Below are 13,868 nucleotides of genomic sequence, written 5' to 3' on the forward strand. Positions count from 1 at the left end.
GGCGAGGGTGGATCCCGTGATAGGGGTCACCGTTAACAACGGTAAAACCAAGCAAATGAGGGCTAAATCATGTCGTTAAGCAAACAGGCGTTATTGCAGGCCTATCGCAAAATGCGCGAGATCCGCGTTTTTGAGGAGCGGCTGCATCAGGAGAACACCACCGGGGATATTCCGGGGTTTATCCATCTGTATAGCGGTGAAGAAGCAATTGCCGTCGGCGTTTGTCAGAACCTGAGCGATCGGGATTATATCGGCTCCACCCATCGCGGACACGGGCATTGCATTGCCAAAGGTTGTGATATTCACGGCATGATGGCGGAAATATTCGGCCGGGAAACCGGGCTGTGCCGGGGGAAAGGCGGTTCGATGCATATCGCCGATTTGAGCAAAGGCATGCTCGGCGCCAATGCGATTGTCGGCGGCGCGCCGCCGTTGGTTATCGGGGCGGCGCTGACGGCGAAAACGCTGGGTACGACGGATGTGGCCGTCTCTTTTACCGGCGATGGCGGCTCCAACCAGGGACTGGTGTTCGAAGCGATCAATATGGCGGTGGTATTACAATTACCCGCCATTTTCGTATTTGAAAACAACGGCTTTGGCGAAGGCACCGGTCATGACTATGCGGTAGCCGGACGGGATATCGCCGGTCGCGCCGGCGGTTTCGGTCTGCCGGCGGTGAAGGTGGACGGCACCGACTTTTTAGCCGTTTACGCCGCCACCGAAGAGGCGGTGCAGCGCGCGCGCAGCGGCGGGGGGCCGAGCGTTATCGAAGCGTTTGCGCCCCGCTGGCACGGGCATTTCGAGGGCGATCCGATGCTTTACCGCCAGGAAGGCGAAGTCGACCGCCTGCGCAAAGAAAAAGATCCCCTGCAAATCTTCAGTAAGCAAGTGAAAAAGCAGATTTCCACCGCCGAACTGGCCGCTATCGACAGCGAGGTTCAGGCGCTGGTGGATGACGCAGTCCTGAAAGCCCGGGCCGCGCCGTTCCCGACGGTGGATCAGGTTCTTACCGACGTTTATGTCTCTTACTGAGGGCTCGACCATGGCAATCAAAACGTATCGTGAAGCGATAAAAGAAGCGCTGGCGCAGGAAATGGAGCGGGATGAACGCGTGGTGCTGATTGGTGAAGATGTGTGCGGCGGTCAGGCGGGGACGGTGGAAGTCGGCGCCCGCGGTGAAGCGATGGGCGGGGTATTGGGCGTCACCAAAGGGCTGTGGACGCAGTTTGGTTCATCGCGGGTGATTGATACGCCGATTACCGAATCCGCCATTATCGGTATGGCGGCGGGGGCGGCGCTGACCGGCTTAAGGCCGGTGGCGGAACTGATGTTTATGGATTTCTTCGGCGTCAGTCACGACATGCTGTACAACCAGGCGGCGAAGTTCCGTTACATGTTCGGCGGCAAGGCCAAGGCGCCGCTGGTGGTGCGCGGGATGATCGGCGCGGGTTTTTCGGCCGCCGCGCAACATTCGCAATCCCCCTATAACATTTTTGCCTCGACGCCCGGTCTGAAAGTGGTGGTGCCTTCCTCGCCCCATGACGCCAAGGGCTTGCTGATCCAGTCCATTCGCGACGACGATCCGGTGATGTTCTGCGAACACAAAATTTTATACGACATCAAAGGCGAGGTGCCGGAACAGGCTTACGCCATTCCGTTCGGCGTCGCCAATTACACCCGCGAAGGCACCGATGTCACTATTATCGCGCTGTCCGCGATGGTGCATAAAGCCAATCAGGCGGCGGATCAGCTGGCTAAAGAGGGGATCTCGGTGGAAGTCGTCGATCCGCGCACCGTCTCGCCGTTGGACGAAGAGGGGATCCTGGAGTCCGTGGCCGCCACCGGCCGCGTGGTTATCGTTGACGAGTCGGCGGCCCGCTTTGGTTTCGCCCACGACGTCGCCGCGCTGATTGCCTCGCAGGCGTTCTATCGGTTGAAAGCGCCGATTGTGATGGTCACGCCGCCCCATACGCCGGTTCCCTTCTCAAACGTGCTGGAACAGGCCTGGATACCCAGCGTCGATCGCATCAAGACCGCGGTTCGTAAAGTGATGGAGGACTGACTATGAGCGCCATTCGGGTAATCGAAGTACCTAAGTGGGGACTGTCGATGGAAGAGGGAACGCTTAATGTCTGGCTGATTAAAGAGGGGGAAAGTTTTACCGCCGGGCAGGAGGTTTGCGAGATTGAATCCAGCAAGATCACCAACGTGCTGGAAGCGCCTTTCGCCGGCGTGCTGCGACGCATTCTGGTACAGCCGGGCGAGACAGTGCCGGTCAGCACGCCGTTGGCGCTGGCGGCCGACGCCGACGTCGGCGATGACGAGCTGGATCGCTTTGTCGCCGAATTGCAAGGCGCTGCCGGCGCCGATAATTCGCCGCCGCCGCAGGCCGTCGCGGCAGATCCGCCGCCAGCGCCGCCGGTTGTTACGCCGCCCGTCGCATCGCCGCCATCCGCCGCCGCTAAAAAGAGCGCTGCGCCGGCAGAGGCCTCCAACGCTTATCAGGTGCCGGCGGCGCTGCTTGGCGACGGCGGACAGGAGAGTTTCGCCACGCCGCGCGCGCGGCGTCTGGCGACCTCGCTTGCCGTCGATCTGAGCAAGATTGCGGGCAGCGGGCGCGGCGGACGCATCTCGATCGCCGATATCGATGCGGCCATCGTGCAGCATGGCGGCAAGGTTAAAACGCCCGAGCGCCAGGCGCGGACGACGCATCAACCGGCGTCGCGTCAGGATGACGGTCAGGTCGCGGCGACGCCGGTCGCCCGCCGTCTGGCCGCCAAACTGGGGATTAATCTGCACGACTGCCGGACGACGGGGAGTCGGGGACGGGTGTGTCAGGCGGACGTCGAACAGGCGGCGGCGCGTTTGGCTATCCCGCTGGCGGGAGAGGAAGCCACGGCGGCAGAAGCAGTGACGCCGGGCTACGAAGTGACGGCCATGAGCGGTATGCGCCGGGCGATCGCCACGCGTTTGCAGGCGTCCAAACGCGATGCGCCGCATTTCCGTCTGCAAGTGGATTTGGCGCTGGATCGTCTGCTGGCGCTGCGTAAAGAGATCAATGCGGCGGTGCCGTCGGTCAAACTCTCGGTCACCGATATGTTGATCAAAGCCTGCGGCCTGGCGCTGGTTAAGGTTCCCGGCGTCAACGCGTTGTTCGATCAGGATCGCCAGACGATCCAGCATTATCACGATGCGGATATTTCGATCGCGGTCGCGCTGCCCGACGGTCTGATCACCCCGATTGTGCGGGCGGCGAACCGCAAGACGCTGGCCGAGATCGCCGGGGAGATGTTAACGCTGGCGACCAAAGCCAGAGCGGGCACCCTGAAGCCGGAAGAGTTCCAGGGCGGCACGTTCAGTATTTCCAATCTCGGGATGCACGGCGTGCGCCAGTTCGACGCCATTATCAATCCGCCGCAGGTGGCGATTCTGGCGATCGGCGCCGGGGAGCGCCGCGTGGTGGCGGAACAGGATCAGATGGTGGTGCGCACATTGATGAGCGTGACCCTGTCCTGCGACCATCGGGTGGTCGACGGCGCCAGCGGAGCCGAGTTTCTTAGCCAACTCAAGCATCTGGTGGAAAACCCCGCCACGCTGCTGGTATAGGAGCGGAAATGAAAGATAACTATGATGTTTTGGTTATTGGCGGCGGACCGGGCGGCTATGTCGCCGCTATCCGCGCGGCGCAGCTGGGGCTGAATACCGCGCTGGTGGAGAAGCGGCATTTGGGCGGCGTATGCCTCAACTGGGGCTGTATTCCCACCAAGGCGCTGTTGCGCGGCGCTGAACTGGCTCATCAACTGGCGCATATGGATGAGTTCGGATTCAGCGCGGAGGCGGTTCATTTCGATATCGCCAAACTGGTGGCCCGTAGCCGCGGCGTCTCCGCCGGGCTGACGGCCGGCATTGCCTCGCTGTTGAAAAAAAACGGCGTGACCGTCATTACCGGCACGGCGACGCTGACCGGCAAAGGGGAGGTGAGCGTCGACGCCGACGGCGCAGCGCGCGCTTATCGGGCCAATCATATTATTCTGGCCACCGGCGCGCGGCCGCGCGGGCTGCCCGGCATCACGCCGGACGGCAAGCGTATCTGGAACTATATGAACGCGCTGATCCCGGAAACGGTGCCGTCGTCGCTGCTGATTGTCGGCACCGGCGCCATCGGCATCGAGTTCGCCAGCCTGTATAACGATCTGGGCTGCGCGGTGACGCTGGTGGAGATCGCCGAACGCATCATGCCGCTGGAGGATGCCGATGTTTCCGCGCTGGTCGCCCGCCAGTTTAGCCAACGCGGCATCGCCATTCTGACCAACGCCGGCGTGACCGAGGTGGAAACGGACGACGAGCGCGCCAGATGCCGTATTCGGCTGGCGAACGGCGACCAGCAAACGGTGGATGTCAGCCAGGTGCTGCTGGCGGTCGGCGTGCGGGCCAACTATGAAGATCTGGGGCTGGAAGCATTGGGCGTCGAGATCGACGGCGGTTACATCAAAACCGACGAGTGGTGCCGGACCAATGTCTTCGGTCTTTATGCCATCGGCGATGTCGCGGGGGCGCCCTGCCTGGCGCACAAGGCCAGCCACGAGGCGGTGATCTGCGTGGAGAGACTGGCGGGGGTGGCCGATGTCGCGCCGCTGGACAAACGCGCCATCCCGGCCTGTACCTACTCCCGTCCGCAGGTGGCCAGTTTCGGCCTGAGCGAAGCGGCGGCGCGGGCCAGCGGGCGGGCGATTGCGGTCGGCCGTTTCGACTATCGGGCCAACGGCAAAGCGCTGGCGATGGGCGAGGCCGTGGGCTTTGTGAAAACCATTTTTGACAAGGAGAGCGGCGAACTGCTCGGCGCGCATATGGTGGGACCGGAGGTGACGGAGCAGATCCAGGGATTCGCCATCGCTCATCACCTTGAAGCGACGGAAGAATCGCTCAGCCAGGTGATTTTCGCCCATCCGACGCTCAGCGAAGCGATGCACGAGGCGGTGCTGGCCGCCGGCGGCAAAGCGCTGCATCAATAAGCGTAATCCGGCGCAATCTTTCCCGGCGCCGGATAACCTGCTATCGTTCGACAGGTTTCTGATATTGACAGGATTGCTGGTTGTCCGGCTGCGCTGCGCCTGCATTTCTTTCGGCATTAGAAACGAGCGACCTGTATCAGACCGGCAGATCTTTTTTCTTCTCTGTCCGTCATGCTTGAAGTATGACGGGTATATCACTGTGGTATGGCAGGAGGATGGTTACACTGAAAAACAAGCACTATCACAGAGGGCGGCATCATGGACTATGAATTCTTGCGGGACGTTACCGGGCAGGTAATGGTACGAATGTCGATGGGACATGAGGCGGTCGGTCACTGGTTTAATGAAGAGGTCAAAGGGCAACTGACGCTGTTGGACGAGGTGGAGGCGGCGGCGCGTTCGGTGGCGGGAAGCGAAAGACAGTGGCAAAAAGTCGGCCACGAATACACGCTATTGCTGGATGCCGAAGAAGTGCTGATTCAGGCCAATCAGTTGGAATTCGTCGTCGATGAAATGGAAGAGGGCATGAGCTACTATGATGAAGAAAGCCTGTCGCTGTGCGGCCTGGAGGACTTTCTCGATCTGGTGGCGAAATACCGGGAGTTTGTGCGGCAGAAATAATGAATAAGAGATTCGTTAGCTGTCGAAAACCTAATGATTATGTCAACCTGGCAGTGTTCAGGGGGATTGAATTGATAAAAAATATTAAGGATGATGGTAATGATAAAAGTATTTTTTTTGATTTTTTTGCTACCTTGTTATGCAATGTCACAACAGCTCGATTTCAGAGATGTATTAGTCAGTGATGTTGTGAGTGATAAACCAAAAAACATCCTGCTAAAAGCATATACTGAAGTTGATAACTGTGAAGATGATGTAGACCATCTGAAAGGAGAAATGAGTAAAATAGAAAATGTAAAATTTATCTCTTGTGAGGAAATGAATAATCAATCTTATTTTGTTTTCACTGTGCCAGTTGATCTTGGCGGGAGTTCGAATGAACAGGTGAAAACGCTTTCTTTATATTATGATAATAAAGCCTGGAAACCAGGAATAGGTTGGTACGTAAATACCGACTGGAGTAATAAATTTCCTAAAAAGATGAATGGCAGTCATTTGCTTTTCAATCTTATCAATAATACGAAAATGAAATATATCAGCATAGCATCATCAAATTCTCCAGTATTTAATGGTTATCCATCAGACTTCGCCAGGGCTTCTTTAGGTCCAGAAAAATCAGTTACCGCCAGCATCCCGGTAAGATTTTATTTTTCTCCCTCAGACGAAAAAGGATTAAACTTTACTACAATCCTGATAGAAGATAAGCGGCAACCGAAGCAGCCTTCGCAGGAATTTATAGATGCTAAACGCCTGGCGGAAAAAGGCGATATGAATGCCCAATTTCGGCTGGCGGAAATGTATGATGCCACCTATGGTAAAGACATCGATCATGACTCTACGCTGGCATTAAAGTGGTATACGCAGTCGGCTAAGCAAGGTCATGTTGAGGCGCAATACATTTTGGGAGAAATTTATAAGTGGCGAGGACAGTCTCAAGGCATAAATGAAAAATATAGAGAAGCGGCCGAATGGTACTCTCTGGCTGCGCAACAAGGGCATCCTGCTTCGCAGTATGAACTTGGCATTCTATTGTTAAATGGAAAGGGTATTCAACAAAACGTGGATAAAGGAATAGAATTAATAGAAAAGTCAGCCCTTTCCGGAAATTATAGTGCAAAAGATATGATGGGGTATATTTATTTAAATGGTTCGAATGATGAGGTTAAACCTGATTATATTAAGGCTTATGGATGGCTTACCTATGATCAAGAAAAAAAAGAAAGAAATAAGAAGTTAGTGGATTCTTTAAAAGAAAAAATGACACAAGAAGATATCGATAAAGGAAATGTTTTTGCCGCCGAATTGAATGCAAAAAGTAAATTAAATGTTAAACGTGAATCCATGTGAAAATAGATGAGCACTTGAATCAAGGATGAATACCGACCGAGTATGACATTCGGCCGGTATTCAGCCCTTTAGAAAGCTGATGCAGGGAAAGGCGATATCGTCACCGACACAGGGCTACCGCCCGAGGTTCAGGCCCAGCTTCATGCGCAGCCGTTCAGGTTGACGCTGGTATAAGCCTTATCGCCAAATCCGAATGCCCTGCTTCACGCCGTCTGACAGCGGATCCGGTAGCCAATGGTTATCGGCTGGTCTGGCGTGAGCGCCAGGCTGGTTTCGTAGCCGAGGTCGCTGATAGGATTATCCGCGCGACTGCCGGGGCCGAGATCCCAGGCGGAGCAGACGGGTTCAACCCCCAGGCAATGGTTTTTACCGTCCCACGGCGGCATAGCCCGTCCGCCGTTGCTGAACCATAGCAGGCAGTGCGGCAGCCATTGCGTATCCCAATGCAAAGACACGGTTATCTGACGCGTCGGATAGTGCAGCTTAATGCCTGATACCGGACTAAGCAGTTGAACGATTTCTTCGGTTGGGAAGGGCAGGGGAAGCCGGCTCAGGTTCGCCGTCGCGCCGTTCAATGCCGGCACGGCGGCCAGATCGGTAAAGCGCGCCAGCGGTTGTAGCTGGCTGATATTCGGCTCGGTAGCGGTGGGATAGACAATGCCCTGTTGCAGATTTTCGGCGCTGAGCCGCACTTCGCCCGCCTCGCCGCCCACGGGAAAGATAGGATGCAGCCCCACCGGGAAACGGCATGAGCGCCGGGCTGCGATGGTCAGGCTAAAGTCGACCTCGCCGTTATCGGCCAGCGTGATGGTGCGTTGCAGCCGGGCAAGAGGGTAGTCGTCAGGGTAGTTGAACGTTAGCCGGATATGGTTGGCGTGGCTATCGTCCATCTCCCACTGGCCGTTCACCGGTAAACCGTGCGGCGCCTGACTAAAATAGCCCTCGGCCTCTTTTTCGCTGTGGCCGAAAGGCACGCCGACCCACTCTCCCGCCAGCCGGCGCATCAGCGGCGGCTGACCCGCGCAGGCGATGGGGTCGTCCAGCCAGTGCGCCCGGTGAAAAATAGCATGAGAGCAACCGGGGGCGGGCTGATAAGTCAGTGAGGTTAATATGCCGCCCGCGCTGCTGACCTGCGCGCGCAGCAGGCCGTCATGGCTGTTCAGAGAAGAAACGCGATGAGCATTCATGATGGCTCCTGCTGCGTTAGGTTACGGGTTTATCGGTTCCGGATTTGCTATTGGCTTTTTGGTTTCGCCTTCACCGGCGCTTTTTCTTTTCACCAGCTTGACGGCAAGCTGCTGTTGCTCGTTTTCCCCTTGCGGCGCCAGCAATAGCTGCAATGCCTGCCGTCCCAGGGCCGCTTTATCAACGGCGATCGTCGTCAGCGGCGGGTTGGACACCGCCGCGCCCTCGATATCATCGAACCCCACGATGGCGATATCCTGCGGTACGTTCAAGCCATGTTCCTGACAGACGCGCATGGCGATCAGCGCCGCGGAATCATTGTAGGCAAAAATAGCGTCGGGAGGCTGCGGCAACCCCAGCAATTCTTCCACGGCATTGGTGAGCGACGCGGCCGTATCGAGAATGGGCGGGGCAATGGCTTCATACTCCGGCGGCGTGAGCAGCTTGGCCTCATACAGCGCCTGACGATAACCTTTTTCCCGCAGGCGGATACTGTAATGGGCAAGGCTGCTGGCGAGAAACGCAATGCGCGTTCTTCCCTGGCGGATCAGGTGCCGGGTCGCCAGATAGCCGCCCTGGAAGTTGTCCGGGTTAATGCAGGGAAGATGCGGCGACCACAGATCAACCAGCGCCAGCGGCCGTTGCGTGTTTTGCAACACGGCGAGCAGCTCAGGCTCGAAAAAACCCGCGCACAGTAGGGCATCGGGATCGTGCAGCCGAACCTGCTCTTCTACGGCATCGGTAGGGCCGATCGCCAGAAAGCTCAGGGCGACGCCGGCTTCGCGGCAGGCGTTTTCCACGCCGAGCAGTAAGGGAGAATAGAACGACAGCGCGCTGGAAATGTTGTGCTGGCGGTGCAGTAAAAACAGAACCCGGCGGATTTTATCGTTACGCAACCGGGTAAAGTCGTATCCCTGCTGCTGGGCGATGCCGAGAATACGCTGGCGCGTTTCGTCCTTCAGACCCGGCTGTCCTTTAAGCGCGCGGGAAACGGCGCCCGCTGAAACGCCGGCTTCAACGGCAATATCTCTTATCCTTATACGCTTGGTCATGCGTTACCCTGGTTCCTGTTCGCGGTTCAACGATGTCTGGAAATGCTATCACAAAGCGGTTTCCCGCAGGATGTCGATAACAGTTTTTTGCCCAGCCAGGCGGCGCCGCGCACGCCGCTGCTATCTCCATGTCGCGCCTGAACAATCGGGGTCGTGAAGGTATTGCTGAAGATATAGCGGGCGATCTGCGCCTCCAGGCCCTGATACAGCGCCTTACGGTTCGACAATCCGCCGCCGATGACGATCACGTCGGGATCGATCAGGTTGATCGCGCCGGCCAGCGAACGCGCCAACTGATCCTGAAACAGGGTGAAATGCTCGCAGGCTTCAACGTCGCCCGCTTCGACGGCATCCATGATCGCTTTCGAGGTCAATTTCCGGTGATAGCGCAGGTTATAGCGTTCCGCTAACCCGGTGCCGGAAATAAAGGATTCGATACAGTTGGTTTGGCCGCAGTAGCAGGCTACGGACGGGCCGTCCCGTTCCGGCGTATAGCGCGGCAGGCTGTTATGCCCCCACTCTCCGGCGCAGCGATTGCGCCCATCCAGAACCTGTTGACGGATGGCGATGCCGCCGCCGCAACCGGTGCCGAGGATCACGCCGAATACGCTGTCGTAGCCTTGCCCGGCGCCGTCAATGGCTTCTGAAAGCGTGAAGCAGTTCGCATCATTGCTGATCGCGACCGGTTGTCGGCAGTGGGCTTCCAGCATGGCGGGCAACGGCTGTTGGTTAATCACCAGAATATTGGAGTTTTTGATTTTGCCGTTGCTGGCTTCCACCGTTCCCGGCAGGCAGATGCCAATGCTGAATGGGGATGACAGCGCCTGGCGGACGTCGTCGATGACGTGGCAGAGCTCGCCGAAAAAGGCCGTATAGCTTTGTTTTTCCGTGGGGTAACGCTGCTTGTACGCCACTTCTCCCTGGGGATTAAGCACGACAGCTTCGATTTTTGACCCACCGATATCAATACCCAGACTTAACATATTTATCGCTCCTGCTAAAAACGCTACGGTCATCCCCGCCCACTGGTCATTCCCGCGCAGGCGGGAAGCTGCCTGGGAAGTCATGCTATGTCCATTTTCGGCATCGGACGTTGCGGAAGTTTACTTCTTTTTGTTTACTAAACTCAATTTTATTTGTTCGTTTTTTCTATCAGGCAATGTTTGTTTTTCTCTAGGTATTTCATGGAAATAAAATAATGCGGTTAAAGAGGAAAGAAAAAACAAATCAGGAATGTGAAGGTTGTCACGCAACCCGTATGAATAAATTCGGATTTGTTTACTAAACATATGGCGAATGCTATTACATAGCGATTATTCCGGTCGCAGTACATAAAACCCAGGCCGTTGTCAGCGAACCAGGAGAGGAGTGATAGCCGTGCGGAATCCTTGTCGCCCGGCGCCATTCTTCCCGCCGTCAGAGTGAGAAAACGATGTTTTTTACCGAGGAAAAGCTCAGTCAGCGTTTAGACGAAGTGGCCCAATACCGGCTGCGCGAGGCGCATCAGGTGCAACAGGCCGAGCTCTGCTTTGACCGTGAAGGGTTGAATGGCGCATCGCCGCCGCCGGCATCGGCGGATTGGCGGCCCTGTACGCGTGGGGTTCGCTGGCAGGAGCGGGATATCTATGTTTGGCTGAAGCTGAGTTACCTCTTCCCGGCGCAATGGCGTAAGCACACCATCGTTGGCCGATTTAATTTCAGCCTGGGGTCGCAGCGGCAGGATTTTGAAGCGCTGATGTTTATCGACGGTCAACCGTTTCACGGCATCGATCAAAACCACGCGCAGGTGACGATCCCGGCGGAGTATGCAGGAAAGCGCGTCGAGTTCTGTTTCCGCATCTGGTCGGGGATTCTGGAAGGGAAGGTGCGCAAACATTTCCAGGCTTTTCATGTCGGCAATGCGTTTGACAGCGTGTCGTTTGCGCTGCTTGACGGCCCGACAAACAACCTCTGCTACACCACGAAGGCGATTCTGCAAACGCTGACGATTCTGCCGCAAAACGATCCCTACCGCGTACGTTTACTGACGCAGACAGACCGCGCCTATGGTCTGATTGACTGGCGGGATCCCGGCAGCGAGAGCTTTTACCAATCCATCGCCGCCGCGGCTGACCAACTGGAACGCGAGTATCCGCTGGCGGATAAGGCGCACCCGGTAACGGTACACTGCGTGGGGCATACCCATATCGATGTGGCGTTTCTATGGCAGCTCAAACATACGCGCGAGAAGTGCGCCCGCTCTTTTTCCACCGTATTGCGGTTGATGGAGCGCTATCCCGAATACACGTTTTTCCAGTCCCAGCCGCAGTTGTATGACTACATCAAACAGGATTACCCGGCTATCTACCGGCAGATAAAACAGCGGGTTAAAGAAGGGCGCTGGGAAGTGGACGGCGCCATGTGGATCGAGGCCGACTGCAACCTGCCTTCCGGCGAATCTTTCGTCCGGCAGATACTGCTGGGTAGTCGCTTTATGCAGGATGAGTTCGGGGTAAAACCCCGCTGCCTGTGGTTGCCGGACGTTTTCGGTTACGCCTGGGCGTTACCGCAGATTCTGCAAAAAAGCGGCATCCGCTATTTTATGACCACCAAAATCAGTTGGAATGAATTTAACCAGATGCCGCACGACACCTTTACCTGGCGCGGCATCGACGGCAGCGAAGTGCTGGCGCATTTCATTACCACGCCGGAGGAAGGACACCCGCGCTATACCTATAACGGGATGGTCGACGCCATGTCGGTTCAGGGGCTGTGGGATAACTACAAGGATAAGCCGCTGAATCAGGAACTGCTGCTGGCCTATGGTTTTGGCGATGGCGGCGGCGGCCCGACGGAAGAGATGCTCGAATTGTTGCGCCGTTTTGAAAAAATGCCCGCGTTGCCGCAAATTCGCATGGGACGCGTTGATGACTTCTTTGAACGTCTGGAGGCGCGGCTGCAAGCCAGCGATGGCTATCAACACACCTGGGACGGCGAACTCTACTTTGAAAGCCACCGCGGCACTTACACCAGCCAGGCGCAGGTGAAAAAGGCAAACCGCCGGGCGGAGCTGCTGTATCGCCGCATCGAGTGGTTGCAACTGCTAGCGGCCCTGCGACAGGGGGACTGGGCGCTGTATCCGCAGCAGGCGCTGACCGAGGGCTGGAAGATTCTGTTGCGAAATCAGTTCCACGATATCATTCCCGGTTCGTCCATTGCGGAAGTCTATCGCGATGCGGAGCGTGAATATCGGCAGGCGCAACAGATTGCCGAAGACATTCTGACGGAAAGCCGCCGCCATCTGGTGCAGCATCGTGACGATGCGGTCAGCGTGATGAATAGCGCGTCCTGGGCGCGCAGCGATATGGCGTTTATTCCCGGCGACGGCGTGGGCGGTTGGCGCAGCGCCGGCGGCGAGCCCGTAACCGCGCAGCGTATCGCCGACGGTTGGCTGGTTGCGTTGCAAGACGTGCCGCCGCTGACCGGCGTTACGCTGTTCCACGACAGTACGTCGGCGTTACCGGCCGATACCTCTCCTTTTTCGCTCGGCGCCAATCAACTGGAAACGCCGTTTTATCTCATTAGCTGGAATGAGCACGGCCACCTGACGCGCATTTATGACCGTCAGCATCAGCGAGACGTGCTGGCGGACTGCGGCAATGTGCTGACCGTCTATGAAGATAAACCGCTTAAGTACGATGCCTGGGATATTGAGATCTTTTACTACCAGAAGCGGCAGCCGCTAACGCAGCTTGAGTCGGTCAGGGTGGTGGAACAGGGCGAACTGCGCTGTGTGATTGAGTTTGTCTGGCGTTATCAGCACAGCCGGATTACGCAGCAGCTCCGGCTCTACAGCCGGCTGCGGCGTATCGATTTCCATACCCGCGTCGACTGGCAGGACTATAACCAACTGCTGAAAGTGGCATTCCCCGTCGCCGTTCGCGCCACGGAAGCCACCTATGATGTGCAGTTCGGCAATGTTAAGCGCCCGACCACCTGGAACACCAGTTGGGATTACGCCCGTTTTGAAAGCGTGGCGCACCAATGGGCCGATCTCTCGGAATATGGTTATGGCGTGAGTTTACTTAACAATTGCAAATACGGTCATGCCATTAAAGACAACGTTATGCAACTGACGCTGATTAAATCCGCCGTCAGCCCGGATGCCCATGCCGATCGCGGGGAACACGTCTTTACCTATTCGCTGCTGCCGCATGCGGGGGACTGGCGCGACGCCGCCGTCGTCCAGCAGGCGTTTTATCTCAATGAGCCGCTGAGCGTGATGCCGGGAGCATGGCTGGGATCCGAGCGGGGCATCGTCACCGTCGATCATCCGTTTATTCAACTGGACGCCATTAAAAAGGCCGAACAGGAAAACTGGATCATTGTCCGCCTGCATGAGTTTGCCGGCGGGCGACAGACCGTGACGCTGGATACCGGACTCCCGCTGAGCTGGTGGGCCGAATGCGATCTGATGGAAACCGTAGAGCGGAAAACGCAGGCTGCGGCGGGGCCGATCGTGCTGACGTTCACGCCTTATGAGATTAAAACCCTCGCCCTGTGTCTGGCCGGGGAATGATCAGACAAATGATCCAGGTTGCCTGCGCGTTGGCCATCAGAGGCCAACGCTTTGCGTTGTTGAAAACGACCATGTTTTACCCTGCAACTCGAA

The 13,868-nt window shown here is 57.0% G+C and carries 10 protein-coding genes; 7 read left to right on the plus strand and 3 right to left on the minus strand.

Annotated elements, in window-relative coordinates; translation table 11 throughout:
- The first annotated feature begins 69 nt into the window (after positions 1-69).
- From ABRZ28_RS04175 to ABRZ28_RS04200, 6 genes are all read left to right on the plus strand, one after another.
- The gene (locus tag ABRZ28_RS04175) at positions 70-1,032 is read left to right on the plus strand and encodes a thiamine pyrophosphate-dependent dehydrogenase E1 component subunit alpha (protein WP_330519560.1); all 963 of its coding nucleotides are present in this window, start codon (positions 70-72) and stop codon (positions 1,030-1,032) included.
- Positions 1,033-1,042: 10 nt separating this feature from the next.
- Complete coding sequence (locus tag ABRZ28_RS04180) at positions 1,043-2,062, plus strand: alpha-ketoacid dehydrogenase subunit beta (protein ID WP_330519561.1); 1,020 nt, start codon at positions 1,043-1,045, stop codon at positions 2,060-2,062.
- A gap of 2 nt (positions 2,063-2,064) precedes the next feature.
- Positions 2,065-3,606 carry a dihydrolipoamide acetyltransferase family protein gene (locus ABRZ28_RS04185; RefSeq protein ID WP_330519562.1) on the plus strand — a complete coding sequence of 514 codons (1,542 nt, stop codon included), beginning with the start codon at positions 2,065-2,067 and terminating at the stop codon, positions 3,604-3,606.
- Between the two features lie 8 nt (positions 3,607-3,614).
- Positions 3,615-5,012 (plus strand): dihydrolipoyl dehydrogenase, encoded by a 1,398-nt coding sequence (lpdA, locus tag ABRZ28_RS04190; RefSeq protein WP_330519563.1) that lies wholly within the window; start codon positions 3,615-3,617, stop codon positions 5,010-5,012.
- 258 nt (positions 5,013-5,270) lie between these two features.
- Entirely contained in the window at positions 5,271-5,633 is a 363-nt protein-coding gene (yacL, locus tag ABRZ28_RS04195) for a protein YacL (protein WP_330519564.1), read from the plus strand.
- A gap of 99 nt (positions 5,634-5,732) precedes the next feature.
- Positions 5,733-6,980 (plus strand): tetratricopeptide repeat protein, encoded by a 1,248-nt coding sequence (locus ABRZ28_RS04200; protein WP_330519565.1) that lies wholly within the window; start codon positions 5,733-5,735, stop codon positions 6,978-6,980.
- A 203-nt stretch (positions 6,981-7,183) separates the two neighbouring features.
- On the opposite strand, the gene ABRZ28_RS04205 is transcribed toward ABRZ28_RS04200, so the two are convergent.
- Genes ABRZ28_RS04205 through ABRZ28_RS04215 form a run of 3 tightly spaced genes read right to left on the minus strand, consistent with a single transcriptional unit; the run spans position 7,184 to position 10,200 of the window.
- Positions 7,184-8,167, minus strand: a complete 984-nt coding sequence (locus ABRZ28_RS04205) for an aldose epimerase family protein (protein WP_330519566.1) — start codon at positions 8,165-8,167, stop codon at positions 7,184-7,186.
- A gap of 21 nt (positions 8,168-8,188) precedes the next feature.
- Positions 8,189-9,217 (minus strand): LacI family DNA-binding transcriptional regulator, encoded by a 1,029-nt coding sequence (locus ABRZ28_RS04210; protein ID WP_319604402.1) that lies wholly within the window; start codon positions 9,215-9,217, stop codon positions 8,189-8,191.
- 26 nt (positions 9,218-9,243) lie between these two features.
- A complete protein-coding gene (locus ABRZ28_RS04215; protein WP_319604571.1) occupies positions 9,244-10,200 on the minus strand; it encodes an ROK family protein in 957 nt (318 codons plus the stop codon).
- 449 nt (positions 10,201-10,649) lie between these two features.
- Between ABRZ28_RS04215 and ABRZ28_RS04220 the strand changes: the two genes are divergently transcribed.
- Positions 10,650-13,775 carry an alpha-mannosidase gene (locus ABRZ28_RS04220; protein WP_330519567.1) on the plus strand — a complete coding sequence of 1,042 codons (3,126 nt, stop codon included), beginning with the start codon at positions 10,650-10,652 and terminating at the stop codon, positions 13,773-13,775.
- Positions 13,776-13,868 lie beyond the last annotated feature (93 nt).

This window comes from Brenneria sp. g21c3 (assembly GCF_040240345.1).
Classification (GTDB): domain Bacteria; phylum Pseudomonadota; class Gammaproteobacteria; order Enterobacterales; family Enterobacteriaceae; genus Brenneria.

Excerpts from the sequence above, each read along its gene's own strand:
- ABRZ28_RS04185 (WP_330519562.1), top strand. The coding sequence starts at position 2,065 with ATGAGCGCCATTCGGGTAATCGAAGTACCTAAGTGGGGACTGTCGATG.
- yacL (WP_330519564.1), top strand. The coding sequence starts at position 5,271 with ATGGACTATGAATTCTTGCGGGACGTTACCGGGCAGGTAATGGTACGA.
- ABRZ28_RS04200 (WP_330519565.1), top strand. The coding sequence starts at position 5,733 with ATGATAAAAGTATTTTTTTTGATTTTTTTGCTACCTTGTTATGCAATG.
- ABRZ28_RS04205 (WP_330519566.1), bottom strand. The coding sequence starts at position 8,167 with ATGAATGCTCATCGCGTTTCTTCTCTGAACAGCCATGACGGCCTGCTG.
- ABRZ28_RS04220 (WP_330519567.1), top strand. The coding sequence starts at position 10,650 with ATGTTTTTTACCGAGGAAAAGCTCAGTCAGCGTTTAGACGAAGTGGCC.
- ABRZ28_RS04210 (WP_319604402.1), bottom strand. The coding sequence starts at position 9,217 with ATGACCAAGCGTATAAGGATAAGAGATATTGCCGTTGAAGCCGGCGTT.
- ABRZ28_RS04175 (WP_330519560.1), top strand. The coding sequence starts at position 70 with ATGTCGTTAAGCAAACAGGCGTTATTGCAGGCCTATCGCAAAATGCGC.
- lpdA (WP_330519563.1), top strand. The coding sequence starts at position 3,615 with ATGAAAGATAACTATGATGTTTTGGTTATTGGCGGCGGACCGGGCGGC.
- ABRZ28_RS04215 (WP_319604571.1), bottom strand. The coding sequence starts at position 10,200 with ATGTTAAGTCTGGGTATTGATATCGGTGGGTCAAAAATCGAAGCTGTC.
- ABRZ28_RS04180 (WP_330519561.1), top strand. The coding sequence starts at position 1,043 with ATGGCAATCAAAACGTATCGTGAAGCGATAAAAGAAGCGCTGGCGCAG.